This window comes from Phycisphaerae bacterium (assembly GCA_035275405.1).
GTDB lineage: Bacteria > Planctomycetota > Phycisphaerae > UBA1845 > UTPLA1 > DATEMU01.
Map to the genome: position 1 here is coordinate 869,799 of DATEMU010000003.1, position 21,643 is coordinate 891,441.

General features: G+C 59.5%; 19 protein-coding genes. 12 read left to right on the forward strand and 7 right to left on the reverse strand.

The window, feature by feature from the left end; all coding sequences use genetic code 11:
- The first annotated feature begins 5 nt into the window (after positions 1-5).
- The 3 genes from VJZ71_05620 to VJZ71_05630 are packed head-to-tail and all read left to right on the forward strand — an operon-like array spanning position 6 to position 3,784.
- Positions 6-251 (forward strand): hypothetical protein, encoded by a 246-nt coding sequence (locus VJZ71_05620; protein HKQ47526.1) that lies wholly within the window; start codon positions 6-8, stop codon positions 249-251.
- Positions 252-569: a peroxidase-related enzyme gene (locus tag VJZ71_05625; GenBank protein ID HKQ47527.1), complete on the forward strand. Its 318-nt coding sequence runs from the start codon at positions 252-254 to the stop codon at positions 567-569.
- A gap of 38 nt (positions 570-607) precedes the next feature.
- Positions 608-3,784: a CusA/CzcA family heavy metal efflux RND transporter gene (locus VJZ71_05630; protein ID HKQ47528.1), complete on the forward strand. Its 3,177-nt coding sequence runs from the start codon at positions 608-610 to the stop codon at positions 3,782-3,784.
- Between the two features lie 227 nt (positions 3,785-4,011).
- Here the strand turns inward: VJZ71_05630 and VJZ71_05635 are convergent, their stop codons facing one another.
- Together VJZ71_05635 and VJZ71_05640 are read right to left on the reverse strand one after the other, a co-directional pair.
- On the reverse strand, positions 4,012-4,878 hold the full coding sequence (locus VJZ71_05635; GenBank protein ID HKQ47529.1) for a zf-HC2 domain-containing protein: 867 nt from the start codon (positions 4,876-4,878) through the stop codon (positions 4,012-4,014).
- Positions 4,875-5,531 carry a sigma-70 family RNA polymerase sigma factor gene (locus VJZ71_05640; GenBank protein HKQ47530.1) on the reverse strand — a complete coding sequence of 219 codons (657 nt, stop codon included), beginning with the start codon at positions 5,529-5,531 and terminating at the stop codon, positions 4,875-4,877. Before VJZ71_05640 ends, VJZ71_05635 begins: the two co-directional genes overlap by 4 nt.
- A gap of 246 nt (positions 5,532-5,777) precedes the next feature.
- Here VJZ71_05640 and VJZ71_05645 point away from each other — a divergent pair, with 246 nt between their 5' ends.
- From VJZ71_05645 to VJZ71_05665, 5 genes are all read left to right on the forward strand, one after another.
- On the forward strand, positions 5,778-7,046 hold the full coding sequence (locus VJZ71_05645) for an efflux RND transporter periplasmic adaptor subunit (GenBank protein HKQ47531.1): 1,269 nt from the start codon (positions 5,778-5,780) through the stop codon (positions 7,044-7,046).
- Positions 7,046-10,351, forward strand: a complete 3,306-nt coding sequence (locus VJZ71_05650) for an efflux RND transporter permease subunit (GenBank protein HKQ47532.1) — start codon at positions 7,046-7,048, stop codon at positions 10,349-10,351. The genes VJZ71_05645 and VJZ71_05650 overlap by 1 nt, the downstream gene beginning before the upstream one ends.
- A gap of 48 nt (positions 10,352-10,399) precedes the next feature.
- Positions 10,400-11,227, forward strand: a complete 828-nt coding sequence (locus VJZ71_05655; protein ID HKQ47533.1) for a hypothetical protein — start codon at positions 10,400-10,402, stop codon at positions 11,225-11,227.
- Positions 11,228-11,277: 50 nt separating this feature from the next.
- Complete coding sequence (locus VJZ71_05660; protein ID HKQ47534.1) at positions 11,278-12,270, forward strand: heavy metal-binding domain-containing protein; 993 nt, start codon at positions 11,278-11,280, stop codon at positions 12,268-12,270.
- A gap of 327 nt (positions 12,271-12,597) precedes the next feature.
- Positions 12,598-14,010 carry a TolC family protein gene (locus VJZ71_05665; protein ID HKQ47535.1) on the forward strand — a complete coding sequence of 471 codons (1,413 nt, stop codon included), beginning with the start codon at positions 12,598-12,600 and terminating at the stop codon, positions 14,008-14,010.
- A gap of 648 nt (positions 14,011-14,658) precedes the next feature.
- Here VJZ71_05665 and VJZ71_05670 read toward each other — a convergent pair.
- Positions 14,659-14,850, reverse strand: a complete 192-nt coding sequence (locus VJZ71_05670) for a hypothetical protein (GenBank protein ID HKQ47536.1) — start codon at positions 14,848-14,850, stop codon at positions 14,659-14,661.
- 24 nt (positions 14,851-14,874) lie between these two features.
- Here VJZ71_05670 and VJZ71_05675 point away from each other — a divergent pair, with 24 nt between their 5' ends.
- From VJZ71_05675 to VJZ71_05685, 3 genes are all read left to right on the forward strand, one after another.
- The gene (locus VJZ71_05675; GenBank protein ID HKQ47537.1) at positions 14,875-16,041 is read left to right on the forward strand and encodes an SLBB domain-containing protein; all 1,167 of its coding nucleotides are present in this window, start codon (positions 14,875-14,877) and stop codon (positions 16,039-16,041) included.
- A 274-nt stretch (positions 16,042-16,315) separates the two neighbouring features.
- A complete protein-coding gene (locus VJZ71_05680) occupies positions 16,316-17,119 on the forward strand; it encodes a S1C family serine protease (GenBank protein HKQ47538.1) in 804 nt (267 codons plus the stop codon).
- Between the two features lie 297 nt (positions 17,120-17,416).
- A complete protein-coding gene (locus tag VJZ71_05685; protein ID HKQ47539.1) occupies positions 17,417-17,764 on the forward strand; it encodes a hypothetical protein in 348 nt (115 codons plus the stop codon).
- 119 nt (positions 17,765-17,883) lie between these two features.
- On the opposite strand, the gene VJZ71_05690 is transcribed toward VJZ71_05685, so the two are convergent.
- Together VJZ71_05690 and VJZ71_05695 are read right to left on the reverse strand one after the other, a co-directional pair.
- Positions 17,884-18,054, reverse strand: a complete 171-nt coding sequence (locus tag VJZ71_05690; GenBank protein HKQ47540.1) for a hypothetical protein — start codon at positions 18,052-18,054, stop codon at positions 17,884-17,886.
- Positions 18,055-18,100: 46 nt separating this feature from the next.
- Positions 18,101-18,391 carry a metal-sensitive transcriptional regulator gene (locus tag VJZ71_05695; GenBank protein ID HKQ47541.1) on the reverse strand — a complete coding sequence of 97 codons (291 nt, stop codon included), beginning with the start codon at positions 18,389-18,391 and terminating at the stop codon, positions 18,101-18,103.
- 201 nt (positions 18,392-18,592) lie between these two features.
- Here VJZ71_05695 and VJZ71_05700 point away from each other — a divergent pair, with 201 nt between their 5' ends.
- Positions 18,593-19,867: a type II restriction endonuclease gene (locus tag VJZ71_05700; GenBank protein ID HKQ47542.1), complete on the forward strand. Its 1,275-nt coding sequence runs from the start codon at positions 18,593-18,595 to the stop codon at positions 19,865-19,867.
- 145 nt (positions 19,868-20,012) lie between these two features.
- Here the strand turns inward: VJZ71_05700 and VJZ71_05705 are convergent, their stop codons facing one another.
- Together VJZ71_05705 and VJZ71_05710 are read right to left on the reverse strand one after the other, a co-directional pair.
- On the reverse strand, positions 20,013-20,477 hold the full coding sequence (locus VJZ71_05705) for a hypothetical protein (protein HKQ47543.1): 465 nt from the start codon (positions 20,475-20,477) through the stop codon (positions 20,013-20,015).
- Positions 20,477-21,232, reverse strand: a complete 756-nt coding sequence (locus VJZ71_05710) for a type II secretion system protein (GenBank protein HKQ47544.1) — start codon at positions 21,230-21,232, stop codon at positions 20,477-20,479. Before VJZ71_05710 ends, VJZ71_05705 begins: the two co-directional genes overlap by 1 nt.
- Positions 21,233-21,643: the final 411 nt, after the last annotated feature.

Genomic DNA, 21,643 nt, shown 5'->3' on the forward strand with positions numbered 1-21,643 from the left:
CACAGATGAGTTGGATACGGACCGTTGAAGAGAAGGATGCCCAGGGCGTGCTCGGGACGATCTACCAGGAGAGTCGTGCGAAGTTCGGATACGTCATGAATCTCGTAAGGATACAAAGCCTTCGCCCGGAGACGATGGTGCTTGGACGGCAGATGTACCGTCATCTCATGGACAGCCCGGGCGGACTCACGCGGCTTCAGCGTTATCTCATCGCGACCGTCGTATCCAAGGTCAATGGCTGCCTGTACTGAGTGGCCAGCCATGAAGCGGACCTCCGTGCCGAGGTCCAGGATGATACGAAGGTTAAGACGCTTCAGAAAGATTACCGGCAGTTGGCGCTCGATGCCGCAACTCGGGCAATGCTCGACTTTGCCGTCAAGACGACCACCACCCCCGACCGGATGTGCGCCACCGACGTTCAGCGTTTACGCGAGGCAGGCTTTCGCGACGAGGATATCGTCGATATCGCCCAGTTGGCAGCGTACTTCAATTACAGCAATCGATTGATGGATAGTCTTGGCATCGAACCCGATCCGGGCATGGACTATTCGGAGTCGGCCACGACGTGAGCAAAACCGACATGGGGCGAACATGAAAGTGATCCAACATGCTTGAACGCATCCTGCAATTCTCGATTCGCCAGCGGTGGATCATCCTACTGGCCACGCTCGGCATTTCCGGCCTGGGCATCTATGACTTCCAGAAGCTGCCCATCGACGCCGTGCCGGATATCACCAACGTTCAGGTCCAGATCAATACCGAGGCGCCGGGCTTTTCTCCGCTGGAGGTTGAGCAACGCGTCACGTTTCCGATCGAAACCGTCATGGCTGGATTGCCTAGCCTCGAAGAAACGCGCTCGCTTTCGCGTTATGGATTGTCGCAGGTCACGGTCATTTTCAAGGACGGAACCGACATCTATTTCGGCCGTCAACTCATCAACGAGCGCATCCAGGAAGCCAAGGGCAAACTGCCGCCGGGCATCGAACCGGTGATGGGTCCGATCGCCACCGGCCTTGGCGAGATTTTCATGTACACGGTGGAGGCCAATCCCGGCGCAACCAAGCCGGACGACGCGCCCTACACCGAGATGGACCTCCGCACGATCCAGGACTGGATCATCAAGCCACAGCTTCGAAATGTATCCGGCGTCACCGAGGTCAATACGATCGGCGGCTACGAAAAGCAGTTTCACGTCACCCCCGACCCGGACAGGTTGCTTGCCTATCGCTTGACGTTTCACAACGTGCTCGAAGCCCTCGCTCGAAACAATGCCAATGCCGGCGCGGGTTATATCGAGCGAAGCGGCGAGCAGTATCTCGTCCGCTCGCCGGGGCAGGTCACGACGCTCGACGATATTCGCCAGATCGTTGTCGGCACCCATCGCGGCATTCCGATTCACGTCGATGATGTCGCCGACGTGTTACTGGGGAAGGAACTCCGAACGGGGGCGGCAACGGAGAATGGCCAGGAGGTCGTACTCGGCACCGTCTTCATGCTGATGGGCGAAAACAGCCGATCCGTGTCTCACAACGTCGCTCAAAGAATGGAGGAGATCAACCGCACGCTGCCAGAGGGAATCGTCGCCCGGACGGTCTATGACCGTACGGTTCTGGTGGACAAGACTATCGCCACCGTGACTAAGAACCTCGTCGAGGGGGCGCTGCTCGTTATCGTGATTCTGTTTTTCTTCCTGGGAAACATTCGTGCCGCCTTGCTTACCGCGATGGTCATTCCGCTCGCGATGCTGTTCACCATCACCGGAATGGTTTCAAACAAGGTGAGCGCCAACCTCATGAGCCTCGGCGCCTTGGACTTCGGCCTCATTGTCGACGGCGCCGTGATCATCGTTGAAAACTGCATGCGCCGATTGGCCGAGGAGCAGCACCGACTGGGCCGGACGCTCTCCCTCAAAGAGCGACTGGCGCTCGTGTTTGAAGCCTCGAAGGAAGTACGAAAGGCGACGATGTTCGGCGAGCTGATCATCATGATCGTCTATCTGCCGATCCTCGCGCTCACGGGCGTAGAAGGAAAGATGTTTCACCCCATGGCGTTTACGGTCATTGCGGCCCTGCTCGGGGCGATGGTCCTATCGGTCACGTTCGTGCCCGCCGCCGTTGCGATTCTGCTCGGCGGGCATATTTCGGAGAAGGAGAACTTCCTCGTCAGGATGGCAAAGATTCCGTACGTTGGAACGCTCAACCTGTTTCTCAAGAACCGCGCAACGGTTGTGGCTGCTGCGGTCGTGCTTGTCGTGCTCTGCGGCTTGCTGGCAACACGGATGGGAACTGAGTTCATCCCCAGTCTGGACGAAGGCGACATTGCCCTGCACGCATTGCGCATTCCCGGAACCAGCCTGAGTCAGGCTGTGGCGATGCAGCAATCGCTGGAGCGACGACTCAAGCAATTCCCTGAAGTAGACAAGGTCTTTGCAAAAATCGGAACCGCCGAAATCGCGACCGACCCCATGCCGCCCAGCGTGGCCGACAACTTCGTCATGCTAAAGCCACACGATACTTGGCCTGAGCCGCGCCGCACCAAGGTTGAACTCGTTCGCGCGATGGAGGAAGCCGTGAAGGAGATTCCCGGCAACAACTATGAATTCACCCAGCCCATCCAGATGCGATTCAATGAACTCATTGCGGGAGTACGCAGCGACGTGGCCGTCAAGGTTTTCGGCGACGACATGGATGTCATGGTCGAAGCAGGCGAACGGATCGCCAAGGTCATCGAGGCGATTCCTGGCGCCGCGGACGTAAAGGTCGAGCAGGTCACGGGCCTGCCGATTCTGACCATTGAACTCGACCGCGCCGCAATGGCGCGGTACGGCCTCAGCGTCTCGGAAGTGCAAGATGTCATCCAAATCGCCATCGGGGGCAAGAGCGCAGGCGAAGTCTTTGAAGGAGACCGCCGCTTCGAGTTAATCGTGCGACTTCCGGAATCGATGCGCGAGGACGTAGAGAGGCTCAAGCGCATTCCCGTCACACTGCCCAAGGCGGAATCGAGCGTGTGGCTCATCGGACAGGAAAACGGGGCGGTGGGCGAAGTCCTCCCAAGCCATATCCCGCTCGGGTCCGTCGCTGAGTTTGTCATCAGCCCCGGCCCCAACCAGATTAGCCGGGAAAATGGCAAGCGGCGCGTCGTCGTAACTGCCAACATTCGCGGTCGCGACATCGGGTCGTTCGTTCGAGAAGCCCAGGCCGCCATAGAGTCGCAAGTGGACATCCCGGCCGGCTACTGGACTTCATGGGGCGGCCAATTCCAACAGATGATCTCCGCGGCCAAACGCCTTCGCATCGTCGTACCGATTGCACTCCTGCTTATTCTGGTGCTCCTGTTCGTCACGTTTGGAAACCTCAAAGACGCGATCCTCGTCTTCACGGGTGTTCCACTGGCGCTGACGGGCGGCGTCCTTGCACTGTGGATTCGAGATATTCCGCTATCGATCTCTGCCGGGGTCGGATTCATCGCCCTGTCAGGCGTGGCTGTGCTAAACGGCCTAGTCATGATTTCGTTCATCAACCAACTTCGAGCTGAAGGCGATAGCCTCGATGAAGCGATCACGCGCGGCGCCGTCACTCGGCTCCGCCCGGTCATGATGACCGCCCTCGTCGCTTCGCTCGGTTTCGTCCCGATGGCTCTTGCCACAGGCACGGGTGCCGAAGTGCAGCGACCGCTGGCAACCGTAGTGATCGGCGGCATCCTTTCCTCGACAGCCCTGACGCTAGTGGTGTTGCCCGTGTTGTATCGCATATTCAACCGCCCCGATGAGCAGCCAATCGGATAGCCGGGCAATACAAAACCCAATCACGAGGACTTCAAGCTTCGAGTACTCGAAATCGTTGACAGTCAGCAAGTCGATGCTCGCCCTCGCCGGCGTCAACGCGGCAACGAATCCTAGAACCGATTCTTTAAGATGAGCCACAATCACGGGCTAAGCATCCAAGCGAACGAGCCTCGAATCCGCGGTTGTTTCAAAGCGGGGGTGGGTCGGTAGGTCCTTACGCCTTTTCCTCATCGGCCGTGATCGCCTTCAACTTGTGGAAAACTGGGTGCTGACCCGGCTCGCGGCGCCACGGCCATGAGGACAGCCGGCAACTCGGAATTCTCATTCAGCTTGCTCAAAACACAATGACAGGTTGTTTCATCCGTCACATGCACGAGTTTCCATTCTCCGACTACGACCGCGTGGCCGCGATGCTTTCCGATTACGCACTCGTAATCCTTGTGCGTGCCGAATTCCTCGCGATGAACCGGACGATGAAAGATCGCTCCCAAGAACTCGCCGTTGCGGACATACATTGCCGCCGCACCCGACTCGTTGCCGAATCGAAGCGTGTAGGCCGACTCAAGTCGGAACCCACCGGGCAGCGACTCCGGGATGTCAAAGTCCAATTGCGACGCCGTTCGCTTGGCCTCGACAGGCTGGACTTGCCGTGCGTGGTAGTGGGAGAGAAACTTCTCGAATGCTGTAACGGCGTCATTCGGCAGGGCGTCAAGCAACATGCTGAAATCGACCGTGGAGGCTCTTGAAACCGAAGCGCCATCTCCGAATGAGAGTAAGGCCCAAGCTCCAAGCCCGACCGCGACGAGCACGCTCGCGGCGAGGGCGTACCGCCTGAGCAACACGAAACGACCTGGGCGCGCGGGAACCGTTTCGGCTGGACCGTCAAGCCGGCGCTCAATCGCACTCCAAAGGCCTTCTGGCACAACGACGGGGCCGGCCGGAGCGAGCCGCGTTGCAAGATCGCGAATCGACGCCAGTTCATGGGTGCAGCCGGGGCACGCCGCGAGATGGGCTTCGACTTCGCGACGTACCTGGAGCGGCACTTCGCCGTCGAAGTACGCGCCCAAATACTGTCTTGTCGTCTCGCAGTTCATGGACGTCCTCTTTCCATGCGGACCATGTCCGCTGGCGGTAGCGTCGTACGTGCGTTGTTCTCCCCTTCTGTTGGATGCGTTGGGGCTCGGCTTTCTTCCGCAGGATCATATCCATCGGCCAATAATTCTCGCGCCCGCTGCCTGGCCCGGATTAGCCGCGAACCGACCGTGCCGATGGGGCATTCCATGACGGCTGAAATGGCACGATAATCCAGCCCCTCTTGATATCGAAGGAGGAGAACGGCCCGATCGACGGGGTCCATCTGTCGGAAGACCTCCTCCAAATCCATCGCAGCAATGACCCTGTCGTTTTCGGAAGCCCCCGAGGACGCGGCCGACTCCGAATCCGCAGGGAGTCCTAACGGTTCTTTGCGGCGAAGGAACTGAAGCGCTTCGTTGACCGCGATTCGGTACAGCCAAGTCGCCAGCTTCGATTGCCCGTTGAACTGGCCGATTCGGCTGAAGGCCCGCAGATACGTCTCTTGGACAAGGTCGAAGGCGATATCCGGACTGCCGATCATCCTCAAAAGAAGCCTATGAATACGCTCTGAGGTCTGGTTGTACAATTCTTGTTGGGCCTCACGGATCCCCTTGCGACAGCGCTCAACCAGCTCTGATTCCGTCACGCAAATCCTCACCGAGGTGGTGGGCACCGTTTCTTGCTTCGAAAGCCTAGGCTAGGGCGGATTATATCCGTCAACGGCTTGCCTGTCCCCTGGCAGGCATCTCGCCAACGTGGGGATCAAAAAAACGTGGCAGCCCTGCGAAGAATCCACCCTGTCCACGCATCAAAGAATCGTTAGGGCCGCATAGTCTGCGCGCCGAGAGGACTGACCGTCGGAGCACCACGGGGAATACTTATGCGCTCGATTCGACGAAGTAGTCGGTATTTGCTGGTCTTGCCCATCTTAGCATCGCCGTTGGCTCTGTGGGCCCACGAAGGTCATGGGGGCAAGGAGGTCGGGGCCTTCGATTTGGACACCCCCCGCCAAGTGTCGCCGGAGACCGCGGCCCATATCGGGCTGAAGACCGCCGAGATTGATTTCGGACCCGTCGAGGAGACGCTGGCGTTATCCGGCATGGTTCGGGCGGCGCCGGACCGACACTGGACCATTTCAACTCTAGCGGCTGGAAAGGTGCTCGCCGTCCATGTTCAGGTGGGGAGCGTAGTACGCCGGGGCGATCTTCTCGTCGAAATCGACTCGCCGGAACTGGCCAGGCTGCTGCTCGATGTTGTTCGCGGTGAGGGGCGAGTCCAACAGCTTCGCGTCGAGGCCCAAAATGCCGATGAGACCGCAGCGCTGGCCGAGGCGGAATTGCATCGCGTCGAGTCGACCGGCGAAGGTGTCGTCCCGATCAATGTGGTCTCCGAGCGGCGAGCGGCCGCGCTTCGAGCAAGAGGCGAGGCCAAGCTCAAAGCCGTTGACTTAGATGTAACCACCAAGGAAGTCGCCGTTCTCAGGCAGCAGGCCCTACGATGGGCTCGTAACAGCGTTGGGGGAGAGGCGGACTCCGGAGCCGCGGACCTGACCGACGGTCAACTCAATCTGCAACGCCTTGTCGCACCGGCGGACGGTGTTGTCGTGGAGCGTTCGGCTCGACCTGGTCATTGGGCCGCCGCTGGTGAGACGCTTTTGTCTGTCGCCGATTACAGCGTCGTTCAGATTGAAGGCGAACTTCCGGAGTCCTTGATTCCGCGTGTCGCATCGCGTTCGTCCGATGCGGTTCGCGTTCGGATTCCATCACAGCCCGCCTTCCTGGTTGGGGGGCAAGTCAAATTCATAAGCCCGGCGTTGGACCCCGTCAAGCGCACCGCGCATGTCCTCATCGAGTGCGACAATAAAACAGGAATGCTCCGCGATGGCATGTTTGTTGACCTCGCTATTGTCCTGCGCGAGGAAAAGACCGCGGTTGTTGTGCCAGCCTCCGCTGTCGTCCAATACGGGCCGATGCACTTCGTGTTTATCAAGAGCGGTGAGGTCTACAGGAAGCAAGACATCACGCCGGGGCAATCCAACGACCAAGTGGTCGAGGTCCTTGCAGGACTCGCGCCTGGCGACGTTGTCGTCACTCAGGGCGCATACTCGCTGACGCAATTGCGGCCCAAGGCGCCTACCGCGTTGGCTATGGCCGCCCCAACCGCCCAAGCCGTCCAGAAAGAGCCGTAATGCTTAACGCGATCATTCGATTCTCCCTGCACAACCGCGTGCTCGTGCTCGCGGCTGCACTGCTGGTCGCGGCGTACGGCCTGTTTACAGCTTCGCGCCTGCCAACGGACGTGCTTCCCGATCTTAACCGCCCGACGGTCACGATTCTGACTGAAGCACCAGGGTTGGCGCCGGAAGAAGTCGAGACGCAGGTGACGTTTCACCTTGAAACCGCGCTGAACGGAGCAGTCGGTGTGGAACGGGTCCGGAGCGTCTCCGGTCTTGGTCTCTCGGTCGTCTATGTGGAATTCGCGTGGGGAACTGATATTCGGTACGACCGGCAGGTCGTTCAGGAACGTCTCAATCAGGTCGCCGAGAAATTGCCACCCGGCGTGATTCCAGTCATGGGACCGATCAGCTCCATCATGGGCGAAATCATGTTGGTCGGTCTGCGCAGCGACTCGCTGCCGCCGATGGAAATACGATCGCTAGCCGATTGGGTCCTCCGGCCGTCATTGCTCTCCGTCGGTGGCGTCTCGCAAGTCACCGTGATGGGCGGGGAGGTTCGACAGTTCCAGGTTCTCGCCGATCCGGAAAAACTGCGGCGGTATGACTTGACGCTCAACGATCTGGAAGAAGCGTTGGAGAAGACAAATGAAAACTCTGGCGGAGGCTTCATCGTCGGGAGCAGTCAGGAATTTGTCGTTCGCAATCTAGGGCGGGTCGCAACGGTCGTGGATATCGAGTCCTCACTCGTCGCCACGCGGACGAGTGAAGGCGTCACCCAGCCGATTCTCATTCGTGATGTCGCCACGGTCCGCGAGGGTGGAGCGCTCATCAAGCGCGGCGACGGCTCAATGAACGCCCGACCTTCGGTGATTATGGCCATTCAGAAACAGCCTGGCGCCGACACGCGGGATCTCAGCGCCCGCATCGACGAGGCGATGAACGGGCTGCGACCGACGTTGCCAAAGGACCTGATGATCAACGCGGATCTGTTCCGCCAATCGCATTTCATTCAGGCCGCAATCGAAAACGTGGTGGAGGCGCTGCGCGACGGATCTGTCCTTGTGGCGATCATCCTCATTCTGTTTCTTCTCAACGTCCGCACGACGTTCATCACGCTGACCGCCATACCCCTTTCGCTTTGCATCACAGCGTTGGTCTTCAAGGCCTTTGGAGAATCGATCAACACCATGACCCTGGGCGGCATCGCCGTCGCTATTGGCGAACTCGTCGATGATGCGATCGTCGATGTCGAGAATGTTTTTCGCCGACTCCGCGAGAACCGGCACGCGGCCAACCCGCGTCCGGCGATCGATGTCGTGTTTCACGCATCCAGCGAGGTGCGGAATTCGATCGTATTCGGTACTGCCGTCGTGGTCTTGGTGTTTCTGCCTCTATTTGCGTTGTCCGGCATCGAGGGCAGGCTTTTTCAGCCGCTGGCGGTTGCATACATCATCAGCATTCTCTCGTCGCTTTTGGTCTCGCTGACGGTGACACCAGCCCTTGCCTTCTACCTGCTGCCCAACATGAAACGTATGGCAGAGGACAAGGACGGCCTGATTCTTCGCGTATGCAAGCGGTTCGCTCGTCGGCTGTATGACGTCACGATGCCACGACCGTGGACCGTCATCGGCGTTGCCTTGGGGTTCATAGCGCTGGGCGTGTTTCTCGTCACACGACTTGGCAGCGAATTCCTGCCCGCCTTTAACGAGGGAACGGCGACGATCAATGTGATTGCCGATCCCGGCATTTCGCTAGCGGAGTCAGACCGCCTCGGAGCCAGCGCGGAAGAACTCATTCTTTCTGTTCCCGAAGTTAAGTCTACCGGGCGGCGAACCGGCCGGGCGGAACAGGACGAGCACGCCGAAGGGGTCCACTACTCCGAGGTGGATGTGGACTTCTGGACGCCCGAAGAGGCGCAAGAGCCGGCGAAATACACGACAGGCGAGCAGCGCTCCCCTCCGCAGCTCATTCGTCCCAAGCAAGTCGTACTCGCCGAGATACGCGAAAAGCTTGAGACTCTTCCCGGCGTCGCCGTGGGTCTGGGCCAACCGATCAGCCACCGCATCGATCATTTGCTCTCCGGTGTCAGGGCACAGATCGTTATCAAGATCACCGGGCAGGATCTCAATACGCTGCGCAATCTGGGAGATCAGGCGCGCGCGGCGATGGATGGCATTCCGGGCGTCGTCGACCTTCAGGTGGAGAAGCAGGTCCTCGTCCCGCAGGTTCGAATCCGGGTCAACCGGGAGGCGGCCTCGCGTGTGGGTTTCAAACCGGCTGATCTGGTGCGAACGCTCGAGACGGCCCTGAAAGGCAAGGTCGTCTCCCAGGTCTTGGACGGGCTGAGATCATACGACCTTGTATTGATGCTCGATGAATCGGTTCGCAACAGCGTCCGCCGTCTGAACGACGTTCGCCTAATCTCGCCGTCCGGCGCCGTCGTACTGCTCTCCGATGTGGCCGGCCTTACCGAGACGCCCGGGCCGAATCAGATCAGCCGCGAGAATGTGCAGCGGCGAATGGTCGTGTCGGCAAACGTGCAGGGGCGCGATCTGGGAAGCACGGTCGCGGACATAAAGGCATCTTTAGCAATGGACCTGCCGGCCGAGAAGATGCCGCCGGGATACACCCTGAGCATTGGCGGTCAATTTGAGGCCCAGGAATCGGCCACTCGGTTGATTCTGCTTTTGGGAGCGCTTTCGCTCGTGGCGATGTTTGCACTCCTCTACTCGCACTTCCGCTCGGTCGAGATGGTCCTCCAGGTGATGCTCAATATCCCATTCGCCTTCATCGGCAGCGCGTTTGCCCTGTGGATTGCAGGCGAGACCTTCAGCGTGGCGAGCCTGGTCGGATTCGTCAGCCTCTGCGGCATCGCCAGCCGAAACGGCATCCTGATGATCAGCCACTACATCCATCTGGTGACGCACGAGGGAATGGCTTTTGGCCGCGAAATGGTCGTCCGGGGAAGTCAGGAACGAGTAGCGCCGGTCCTGATGACCGCGTTGACGACGTGTCTTGGGCTGATTCCGCTTGTGCTCGCAGCCGGGCAACCCGGAAAGGAGATTCTCTATCCCGTCGCGCTGGTTGTTCTTGGCGGATTGACCACAAGCACATTCCTCGACTTTTGCGTCACTCCCACGGTCTTTTTGCACTTCGGCCGCAAGGCGTCCGAGCGCGCAGTGGCCGAATGGCGCGAGACGCATGTACCACCCGATTTGGTGCCCGGCTCCGATCACCGTCCCGTCGTAGCTGGCGTCGAAAAAATCGAAAGGGACGTAATCCTTGAACCTGCCGGCGTTGGTGCCGGGGCGGACTAGCCACATGAGCCACGGCAGTCTCGCTAACTCTTGAAAGGAGTGTTCAAAATGTCTGGTCGAACGTTGACTGTTTTCGTGACGCTGCTATTGGGCCCCACGGTACCGATCGCCCTGGCACAACACGGCCACATGGAGGGAGAGCATGGAAAACCGGCCGAGTTCAAGATGCCGACGACGTACAAAGACGGTGTAGCCGAGATTCAGCACCGGCTTCACGAGATTGAGGAGCTAATCGACTCCAGCAAACTCGCCGACGTGCATCGAGAGGCGGAGGTGATCCAGAAAGTCGGAAACGTCATCGGCCAACTTGCACTCAAGGCCGACTCCGGAGTGCCCAAGATCGCCATCAAGGAGATCAATAAAGCCGGACGCGAATTGGCGGGCAAGTTCGACGCTATCGACAAGGCCGGCGATTCCGGCGACGCGGCGGGCACGCGTAAAGTTTACGATGAGATGGTTACATTGACCGCGACACTTCAGAAGTACGTCGCCGGCGGCCCGCACGGAGGGTTGGTTGCATGGTCCGTCGATCGGAAGCGCCAAGTCGAGGCAACGCTCTCGGCCGCCAACGAAGTCCGCATTTACCTCTACGATGAACACTCCAAGCCGCTCCCGGTCGACGGGACGAAACCGCAGGCGCACGGCGGAAAGAAGGGCGGCGAACACACGCCGGTCAGTCTCGCGCCCGACGCTTCCAAGTCGTCTCTACGCGGAAGACTCGACTCGGGCACGAGGCCGCCGCTCGCGCTTATGATTTCGCTGGATCTGGGCGGCAAGACGCAAATGTTCACCTTTGATTTCGATGCTCCAACGAAGGCGCCGAGTAGGGAGCACGGCGCGCACGAAAAAGGCGAACACAAGGGCCACAAACCGTAACGGTCGGTAAGCGGCGAAGCTCGGTTAATCTCAGGAAAGGAAGAAAAAATATGTCAACAGTCAAGGGGCTCGGCTACATTGCCATTGTGACAGTCGCCGCCTATGCGGCTTCGGCAAGCGCTCAATCCCCTCACGGTGATCACGAGCACGGCAAACCAATCGCGTATAAGACGCCAAAAACCTTCAAAGACGCGGTCCGCGAGATTCGAACTCGATTGCACGAAATCGAGGACCTCATGGCGTCCGAGAAGCTTGATCAGATCCATCCCCACGCGGACGTTGTTCGAAAGGTGGGAGATCTCGTCGGCCAGCTTGCGCTGAAATCGGACTCGGGTGTGCCCCGCGAGGCGATCAAGGAGGTAAATAAGGCTGGACGAGAGCTTGCCTCCATGTTCGATGCTATTGACAAAGTCGCCGACGCCGGTGATGCCACGGGGACGCGCAAAGTTTATGGAGAGATGAAGGTACTGGTCGAGATACTTCAGCGACATGCGCCGAAAGAATATGTTTGTCCGATGCGGTGCGAGGCGGAAAAAACGCATTCTCAGCCCGGAAAGTGTTCGGTCTGTGGGATGAAGCTCCAGGACATTGATTCACACATGGACCATAAGCCCAAGCACGGCGGCGTTTTCTTCATGGCTCCCGATCAGACTCACCATCTTGAAGGAACCATCTCAGAGAATCGCGAGTTTCGCATTTACTTCTACGACGAATACACTAAGCCGATTAAGGCGGATAAGTTCTCCGCGAAAGGTCATGCACGAAACGCAGGAAAAGACGATGAAAAGCCGCTGGCTCTGAGCGTCGAGCCTGGTAGGGCCTTTCTCAGGGGTAACGTTGATGGGTCGGTGAAGTTCCCAATGGGCTTGAAAATCTTCATTGATTTCAAGGATGGACAGGAGCCGCAGGTCTTTGATTTCGATTTCATGGAGCCCAGCAAATCGTCCATGAGTCTAAAGGCTGAGGAGCAGCATGAAAGCGAAGATAAGGCGGCCGACCTTGAAACGAAGGCGTATAACGAACGCACTCCGAATGACGGCTAAAAGTACGGCGACCTGAGCGAGAGAGACCGGCTAACCAGATTTGCCCCTTGGCGCTTGCGCGTTAAGCTCTGGTTTGTTCGACCTACGATCTGTCGTGGCGCACGGATCGTAGCCATCACCATCGGATTTATTGTTCGACAAGGATTAAGCATAATGATCGGCCGACAGGCGAGTGGAAGGCTGGTTCTGATTGCTCTAATCGGAATCCTGCTTTCATCATGTGGGCGTGTTGACAGCGCAAATGACCTGCGACAAGCGGGCGAAGCTACCCGACAAGCGACGGGGACGGAGGTTTCGTGGTCTGGCGAGATGGAGCTAAAACCGCTCGTGCCGGCACAAGCGGATGTGGTTGCCATCGAGCAAGCGCTGGACTTGGCACTTTTCAACAACCGGGCACTCCGCGCAGACCTTGAAGTCATTGCCCAGGCGAAGGCGGACTTAGTTCAGGCGGGATTGCTTAGTAACCCGGTGCTCTCGTTTGCGGGCATGCTCCCCGAGGGAGGCGGACGTGCCGACCTAACATTCGGGCTGTCCAAAGACGTGGCCGACCTGTGGTTGATTCCGACGCGAAAGCAGTCTGCGCAGGCCATTCTCCAGCAGAGAATTCTGGCCGTCGCTGACACGGCTGTGACGTTGGTCACCGAGGTTCGCTCAAGGTATTACGATTTGCAATACCAATCGCAAGCCATCGATCTTCAAGAGCAGAACCTTCGCGTCTTGCGCGACGTGATCGAACTTACTCAGGCGAGGCTGAAGGCGGGCGAGGCGGGTCAATTCGATCTTTACCTGACGCGCGGCCGGCTGCTTGAGTCTGAACTCCAACAGCTTCAATTGCGCGCTGATTACGATTTGACGCGCCAAGCGCTCCTCCGCTTGATGGGCGTGGCAGACGCGCGGGAGCCGTGGTTCCCGACCGAGGCCGACACGCGGTTCAACGCCCTGGCCGCTGACGAGACGGCGATGATCGATACAGCCCTTCGCCAACGCCTGGATGCTCAGGCCGCGCACTGGGAATTGGAATCTGCGTTGGCGGACTTTCAGCAGCAGCGGCTGCGCGTGATCCCAAGTCTCAACCTCGGCGTGGGAGGAGAGCGTTACGAGCGGCGAGCCCTGCCGGGCCGCAAGATTCTGGCGGACACAGCCCGGGCTTCCGTTGCCGCAGGGCAGTTGACGGCGCCAGAGCTCGAATCACGGGGTGAACGAAATCTGGAACGTCGCCAGATCATCGACTTGGTTTTGGGGCCAATGATCGAGGTTCCTCTGCCAATCTTCGATCAAAACCTCGCTCAGATCGCCAAGGCTCAGTCGAGGGCTCGCGAGCTATTGCAGCGATATGAGGAGATCGAGCAGAGGGTGGTTGAAGGCGTCCGCTCGGCACTAACGCGACGACGACTGGCCGAGGACCGTGTTCGCCTGTATCGGGAGTCACTATTGCCCGTTCAGCAGACAGCCCTTGAACTGGCACGAAAGACTTACCAGGCCGGCCGGGAGTCGATTGTCGCGGTTCTCTTGGCGCAGGAATCCCTGATTCTCACGCGGCTAAGTTACGCGGCATCCGTACGAGACCTGGCAACTGCGACCGCGGACCTAGAACGCCAGCTCTCGGGACGCATTCCCGACGAGCTACTCCGTCCACTCACCACGCAGCCAGCCCCGGCCAGCCAACCGGGGAGTACGGATGCCCCAAAGAGCCCGGCCACGCAACAAGCAGAGAAAGGAGAATCGGAGACCGAAAGATGACGCCTACAGACCCCATGCAAGTCTTTTGGGAAGCGCTATCTGCGATCCTAACGGTGCTTATTACGTTCTTTGGCGATTTCTTCCGGCAAGGCTTCGCGGCGTTCCTTTTCTAAGAACCGTCGCACTCGGTAGGAAACCGCACTCTCAATGATGCGTTGTCATCCAAGGGAGCTGTTATGAAGCACGGCCCTATTAGCCAGCAGGGGGCCGGGCCATGTCCGCAGGAATGCGAGTTCTAGTCACGATGATGTCCACCGTGACGACCGCGGCGGGTGTAATACGGATGCCGGCTATGGCCTGAGAGATTGAAGTGCGGCGCCGGCCGGTAGTGGCCGTAGTTACGATGGCTGTACGAGTACGGCCGGGTCACTGCCCACCCCGACGGCGGGATGGCCCCTCATTTCTTCTTGTCCAGACACGACAGGCACTGAATCGTTAGGGGGATGAGTCTGGATGCACCGCCGGCGAGGCAGGTGCTGCGCGGCTCGTTTCTGGGCCCTCACTTTTTTTGAGACGTTGGGAAGAACGAGCCCGACCCGTGCATCAAACATACGGGCTGTGTGCCGTTCTTGACTGCCGATGGCAGCAGCGGAACCGTTGCGCCTCCTATCGCGTGCGTCCGGAACGGCGATGACCAATCGTTGTGCACTAATCTGTAGAAGCGTCGGTCCCACGGAAAGCCCCGTCCAACGTCGCTGCCTTTTTCAAGCCTTGATCTGCTTGTTGCTCGCCGTTGTAGGCTGCAAGAAACCAGAGAGCGCGAATTGGATTCGAAACGGATTCCTCGATCCCACGCAGGTAGGTCAGTTCCGCGAGCCTCAGCGCAATCCAATTCGCCATTCGCTCAGCCTCCTTGAGGAGCCGATGCATCTTGAAAGAGCCGAGGCTCCGGCAGCGGAAGACCTCGTCCCAATTTACGAAGAGTCGAAAATAGCGGGCGGGGATACGATCACGGTTTCGATCTTTGAACTACTCGCACCTGGACAGGATACCTCACAACAGATCAAAGTGGACAACGGTGGGGCCATTACACTGCCCATCTTGGGGCCGATCCGCGTTGCTGGGCTGATGCCGCATGAGATCGAGTTGGAGATCAAGTCACAGCTTCGAGCTAAGCAGATCCTCGAAGATGCCGATGTGCAGGTGCGGCTTTTAGAATCCCCTGGATTGAGCTACTCGATTCTTGGCGAAGTCCGGCGTTCCGGCGCCTACCCGATTCCGACTCCTGAGTATCGCTTGCTCAATGCGCTCGCGGATGCAGGCGGTGTTCCGCCCGAACTGCACGAACTCTATGTGATTCGTAGGGGCACAGCAACGGACTTGGAACCCACATCCGCGCCCGCGCATGGGCATGGCCATCATTCCGCTGCAAATAATATTCAAGTCCCTCACACGTCAGCCGCACCATCAAGTAAGGCGGCACCGCAAGCTCTTAGACCAATTCCATCCGAGACCCTGCTTCTGCACGAACATGGTACTGCGCCAACGACTCAACCAGAGTCCAACCGAGTCATCATGATCGATGTCGAGGATCTGATGAACGGAGTACCTAGCCAGAACATCGTCGTCCGCCCTTTCGACCTGATCTACGTCTCGCATGGCGCCATGGGCAATTACTACATGGCTGGCAACGTCGCCCGGCCCGGGGCTTATGAGTTACACGGACACGGCCCCACTCTGAAACAAGCAATCGCGTCGGCTGGCGGTTTCGGTCCCCTCGCCTGGCCGGCAAGGGCAGAGATCGTGCGCCGGTTGAATGACGACGAAGAGCAAATCATACAAGTAGATCTGGACGCGATCTTCGCTGGAACGGAGGCCGATGTGATGCTGAAGCCCAATGATCTCGTGAATGTTGGTTCGACGGCCTTATCACCGTTCTTGGCGAGCTTAAGAAACGCCTTTCGCTTCTCCTATGGATTCGGGTTCGTGTACGACCGCAATTTCGCGGATGGCGACACCGCGCAGGCTCGCGAGCAGGTCAAGTCGCGACGGCTTCAAGAGTCGCAATCGCGAGGTCTACCAATAAGGTGACCTACGGTTGGTTAGCGTAGTGTTTCCGCATGGCCCGCACCCAATGACTCCGCAAGGGAGGTACGTAACCTAGATGATCGCAATCAGTCGTTATTCCCGGGGCCTAATCACGGCGGCGCTTTCCGTCTCCCTTGCCTCTTGCCAACCGCGCCTTTGGGACAGGTCGTCTGCCGGGCGATCGACGCACGACGACCTGCGTCAGCAGTTGGAGGCGTGCCGGAAGGAACATGCCGCTCAGGTCTCTACGGCCGAGGTTGAAGCTCTGCGGTCTGAAATGCACCGCTACACGAAGGAGGAGACGCTTCGCCGCGAGTCCATGCGGCGCGTAATGGACACGTACGCCCAAGGCGTCTGTCTCATCCACGGTGTCTTCACGTTTCACGATCGCCGCGGGGCAACATCCGCGCCCGTCAAGGATTCGGAGGAAAAGCCGGTCGAGTTGGAGTATCTTGGGTCTGGCTTTCTCGTAAGCGAACATGGCCATGTCGTCACCAACCGTCACGTAGCCGAGCCCTGGTGGAACAACGAGCGCATCGCGCCGCTTGTGGCCGCTGGCTTGGAACCTGCGTTCATCCACTTAACTGCCACTTTTCCAAACCACGAGCCGATTCCCATTGACCCCCAAACGATCCGCGTCAGCGCCGAAGACGTGGACGTGGCCGTCTTCACAATATCGGCCAGTGATGTTCCCGTGCTTCCGCTCTCCGATCACGATCCGCGAGAGCTGCGCGGCGAGCCGCTCATGCTCTTGGGCTATCCGACCGGACTGTCAGCGCTCCTCGCCCGGGCAGACCCCGATGTTGCATCTGCGGTGTTGGCCGAGGCGAATGACACCACGACCATGATCGCAGCCCTAAGCCGACGGCATGCGATCTCGCCCGTCATCACGCACGGAACGTTGAGCGATGTCACCAATTACCAACTTATCTACGACGCGGTCACGACTTCGGGCGGTTCCGGCGGCCCCGTGTTCGGTCCAGACGGGGAGGTCATCGGAGTCAACTTCGCCATCCTGCGCGACTTCCAGGGTTCCAATTTCGGCGTACCGATCGGTTTTGCACGGCCTTTGCTCCCGTGACTCGCCAAAAGTCGAAGCTGAGGATCTCATCAACTTGATCGCCGAAGAGGTGTCCGGACGCTGAAATTGAAGTGTTATTGGCATCCTGAAAGAAAAATCATCTCCGAACGCCCCGCGTCTCGAAGCTTCGGGAACTGGCAGCGACGATATTGCCTAACCAAGGCTTGGATCCCGTGTCTTGATTGGAGACTCGCGTGTGTCGAGTCGGCCGGTGCAAGTGTCGGAGAGTCTCAATTCCCTCGCGAGCGGCGGCATCGGTGATTGGGTTTTGGCAGCAAAACTACGGGAGGTCCCCTTATGTCGTTTCGCAAACTTCGCAATGTGCTCGCTTTCGGCGTCGCCGCATTGGCACTCGGCTTCGCCGGCATCAGTCCGGTCCGCGCGGACCATGACAGTTGTGGTGGTGGTTCGTATTATTCGCCCTCGTATTCGTATTACGGCGGCGATGGATACGGCGGCTCTGGCTATTCCTCTGGCGGCTACAGCCACCATTCCCCGCGCGTCTACCTTCCAAGCTACCGCAGTTCGCGGCCCTACTACTCCCCGTCGTACCATGCTCCGCGGCACCACGGCTCCAGCCACGGTTTCTCTTTTCAACACAGCACAGGCCACCATGGCGGTCATCGCCGCGGTCATGGCTGGTGAGAAGCGCCACGACTGATGTCGAAATGAGTCTGAGTCAATGCATGGCGAAGAGGACCGAGGACTGCTCGGCCCTCTTCGCTTATTTCAGTCCAAACTGCCCCCGCACGCCCGACCGATCGCTATTTCTTGGGATTCAGCGGGCAGCACTTTGGGCAGGGCAGTTCCTCGCCCGTGAGCGGGCAGGTGTAGCCGTCCTTGGCGGGCTGCGTCTTCGTGGCCTTCGCGTACACGATCCCGCCGATTGCCAACGGCAGCGCCAACAAACTCATCAGAAACCATTTTCGACGCATGATACGTCTCCTTCCTAAACGAAATCCCAGCAGAACACGCGCCTGCCTATTTCATGAACCGGTACAACATCTCCAGCAGTTCGTCGTAAATCGCCTTGTCCCCGGAGCGGATCGCGTCAGTCGCGCAGCGCTCCAGGTAGTTCCGCAGCACCAGCTTACCCGTCCCGCGGAGCGCGGCCTCAATGCTGCTGAGTTGGTTCAACACCTCTACGCATGGCCGCTGGGCTTTGACCATGCTCGCGACCCCGCGGACTTGCCCTTCAATTCGGCTGAGCCGGTCCTCGATGCCGCGCTGCACCTCTTCGACATACATTGGAAGCAACGTTTTTTTCGCCATAGCCGTACCCCCTACCAGTATATCCGCGGCTCCGCTGGAGTCAAGCCGGCACGAAAAGGTCGGGAAAGTCGCCTATTAGCGAGGCCCGTGCTTCGCGGCACGTTCGCTTTATAATGCGGGCGCATCGCGATCGTTGCGTAAGTCGACATGACCGCAGCCCTTCAGGAGGGCCGATCCTGTTCATCTTGAACGAGGTCCGCTGTGGTTCGTGGTACTGTACAAATCTTGATCCAGCGTTGGCGTGACGACGCCAACGCCACCTACCGAACGTGGTTCCTCTGGGAAGAGCGGCTCAAAAACTTCCGCTCCATCCGCACCGGTATCGCCGAGGTGGTCCGCGAGATCGAAGCGGGCACCTTCGGCAACGTGTACAAAGGCTCCTCGCTCGAAACTGTCGTCGGCTCCATTGCCGAGCAGCGGCAGATCTTCAAGGGCGCCGACCACGCCTTTCTGTGGAAGCCGAAGCTCCGCATCCCCGACATCTACGAAAACCCCGACCACCAACGCGCCTTCGGCCGCTTCCTCCACACCTGCGCCTGCTGCAACGCCGAGCCGGCCGTGGTCGACGCCATCCGCAATCTCGCCGAGCACCGCATCAAGGGCCTCGGCCCCGCGGCGGCGAATCTGCTCTACTTCCTGCACCCCACGCTCATCCCGCCGTTCAACACCGCCATCGTCAAGGGCTACAACGCCCTGACCGGCTCAAAAGTCAAGCTCGGCTCGTGGGAAGAATACCTCGCCATGCGGGCGGGCATACTACGGATCAACGCCGAACACCGCGCCCTGCTCTCCAACGACCTCGGCGCGATCGCCGGGCTGTTGTTCGACGTGGGCACAGGCCGCTACGTTGCGCCGCCGCGGGAGGATGATGCCGGAGCGCTCGCTGCCTGGCAGGCCGATCTCGCCACGGTCCGCGAGGAATCGGCGGCGTCGCGCAAGGCGATGCAAAAGGCCGAGGAGCAGGACCGCACGCACACGGAGGTGCAGGGCTGGCTCCGCGACCTGGGGCTGGCACTGGGTTTTGGCGTGTGGGTCGCGTCTAATGACCGCGGCCGTCTCTGCGCGCAGGGCCGCCTGGGCGATGGCTGCCTCGACGCGCTGCCCGCCGGCCTGGCAGACAACACCGACCTCGACGCGGTCCGGCTGATCGACATCCTCTGGACCGACTGCGGCGACGGCGGCATCGTCGCGGCCTTCGAGGTCGAGCACACCACGAGCATCTATTCCGGCATCGTCCGCCTGCTGGACCTAGCCCTGGGCATCCCGGCCCGGACGGTGCGCGGCCTGTTCCTGGTCGCCCCGGATGACCGCGAGGAGGACGTGCGCTCGCAGATCCGCCGCCCGGCCTTCCGGCATGTCGCCGACCTGGATGTCCGCTTCCTGCCCTACAGCGAGCTGGAGCAGAACCGCGCGGCAATGGCCCGCTTCGGCGAGGGGCTGAAGGCGATCCAGGCGGTCGCAAGGCCTATTCGCTAATCCGTCTTGAACCCGACGTGATCCGGAAGGGTACCTCATCTGTGGGCGATGGTGGACAGCGGATCGCAGCACACTTGAAATTCTGGGCGCGGCTGACAGGCAAGAGCTTCACGCTCAGTCTTCGGCGGCGCGTGCGAGGATTGGCTTATTGGGTTGAATCGACTTGGTCGGCGACGATCGTCGGCGGACGGCTTTCTGCAATAGCCCGGTGACAAGAGTTGCACGCCTCCGCCATGGCTACGAACGCCGCGCGCGCGTCCTCCGGGCGACCATCGTCCCACGACTGTTCGAGCAAGGTCGCCTGACGGATCAGTTCGCGGGCCGACGGCGTAAACTTGGCATCACGACTTCGGGGGTCCGGCGCAAAGACCGCATAGATGTCCTGGGCGGTCTGGGCCAGCCGCTCCATCTCCGTGAAATCGGCCGGTAGATTGTCTCCCGACCGTTTCATCTCCACGGCGGTGGCCATGTAATGTTTGTGCATGCCTTCCATGTACGGTTTCACGCCACCGTATCGACTCACGTCGTGCGACCGCCACCAATACACGCCGATCAGGACTAACAGGAAGGCAAAAACGACGGCGATGACGACCTTGGGGCGGAAGTTCATCAGGGCAATTCCCAGGGCAAGCCGAGCTGGTCGTAATTGACCAGATGGTGATTTCGACTCCACTCGGCGTGGCCATCGCCAAAAAGGTAATTGCTTCCCTTGCGGTGCCGCAGGGGATTCGTCTCGTTGGCGTCAATCTGCAACTGCGTCTCGCGAACGTACTCCCGCGAACGGATGCCGCCCAGCGTGGTGAAGGCCTCGCCCAGCCAAATCAAATCGGCGCTACGATAGGTCGCCTTGTTCTTGTAGATACCGCCTGTCGGGAGCGACTGATTGTGTCCGGTAGCCACGTAGTCCGCCCGATATGAAACGGGCACCTCCGCCATGTTGCCCCACACTCGCTCGATTTGGGCCGGACACTGAAAAACCTTCGCCCGCTGGCTGGCCATCCCGGCCAAGTAGACGCCCGGCCAGTCTTCCGCGTGGTCCGGGTGCGGTATCCGATCGACATCGATTTCCGTCTCCAAATGGCGGCCCTTCAGGAGAAAATCGCTCCACGAGTAGGCGAAGTTCCGGTTCTCAAGGGTGATCGCGTCCCAGAGATAGGGGGGAAAGTCGTTCGCATTAAAGTAGTTCGAGGAGGCCACGCCAATCGAATGCAGGTTGGCCAGGCAAGCGGTCTGCAACCCCGTGGCCCGCGCGGAGGACAGGGCGGGGAGCAGCACTCCAATCAACAATGCAATGATCCCGATGGACACCAGAAGCTCGACGAGCGTGAACGCCCGAAATGGACACCCGGTTAAACGCTGCTGCATGATGGGCCGCCGTTGATTCTTGTTACTCGTTGCAGGACGGTACCCACAAGGGTTGTGACCATTCTAACAGCAAGGGATTTTTTAGGTGACATTTCCCCTCTGACTATTTTTGGAAGCGGACTTGCGGACCAAGTGGACATGATGCCGTGATCGAACGTCGCGACGCGATGATTTCTTCGTGCCGCCAGGCGCTTGGTGCGGTCGCGTACACGTTTCGAGACGGCGGAACGGCCCATCGGCCCTCTATCTCTTTACCCGTACCGGCACCGGCGGGACTCAATGCCACCTCTCCGGCATTTTGGCGCGTCGCCGACCTCATGGTCGGTTCCTGGCCCAACCGCAAATTAATCAAGTAGCGACGCGACGCTCACCTCGGTGAGGGTCTGAAGGCGATTCAGACAGTGGCCCGAC

What these genes read in the sequence shown, in the direction of transcription:
- VJZ71_05620 (HKQ47526.1), top strand. Translation starts at nt 6, where the DNA reads ATGAGTTGGATACGGACCGTTGAAGAGAAGGATGCCCAGGGCGTGCTC.
- VJZ71_05630 (HKQ47528.1), top strand. Translation starts at nt 608, where the DNA reads ATGCTTGAACGCATCCTGCAATTCTCGATTCGCCAGCGGTGGATCATC.
- VJZ71_05635 (HKQ47529.1), bottom strand. Translation starts at nt 4,878, where the DNA reads ATGAACTGCGAGACGACAAGACAGTATTTGGGCGCGTACTTCGACGGC.
- VJZ71_05650 (HKQ47532.1), top strand. Translation starts at nt 7,046, where the DNA reads ATGCTTAACGCGATCATTCGATTCTCCCTGCACAACCGCGTGCTCGTG.
- VJZ71_05655 (HKQ47533.1), top strand. Translation starts at nt 10,400, where the DNA reads ATGTCTGGTCGAACGTTGACTGTTTTCGTGACGCTGCTATTGGGCCCC.
- VJZ71_05660 (HKQ47534.1), top strand. Translation starts at nt 11,278, where the DNA reads ATGTCAACAGTCAAGGGGCTCGGCTACATTGCCATTGTGACAGTCGCC.
- VJZ71_05670 (HKQ47536.1), bottom strand. Translation starts at nt 14,850, where the DNA reads ATGGCGAATTGGATTGCGCTGAGGCTCGCGGAACTGACCTACCTGCGT.
- VJZ71_05675 (HKQ47537.1), top strand. Translation starts at nt 14,875, where the DNA reads ATGCATCTTGAAAGAGCCGAGGCTCCGGCAGCGGAAGACCTCGTCCCA.
- VJZ71_05680 (HKQ47538.1), top strand. Translation starts at nt 16,316, where the DNA reads ATGCACCGCTACACGAAGGAGGAGACGCTTCGCCGCGAGTCCATGCGG.
- VJZ71_05685 (HKQ47539.1), top strand. Translation starts at nt 17,417, where the DNA reads ATGTCGTTTCGCAAACTTCGCAATGTGCTCGCTTTCGGCGTCGCCGCA.
- VJZ71_05690 (HKQ47540.1), bottom strand. Translation starts at nt 18,054, where the DNA reads ATGCGTCGAAAATGGTTTCTGATGAGTTTGTTGGCGCTGCCGTTGGCA.
- VJZ71_05695 (HKQ47541.1), bottom strand. Translation starts at nt 18,391, where the DNA reads ATGGCGAAAAAAACGTTGCTTCCAATGTATGTCGAAGAGGTGCAGCGC.
- VJZ71_05705 (HKQ47543.1), bottom strand. Translation starts at nt 20,477, where the DNA reads ATGAACTTCCGCCCCAAGGTCGTCATCGCCGTCGTTTTTGCCTTCCTG.
- VJZ71_05710 (HKQ47544.1), bottom strand. Translation starts at nt 21,232, where the DNA reads ATGCAGCAGCGTTTAACCGGGTGTCCATTTCGGGCGTTCACGCTCGTC.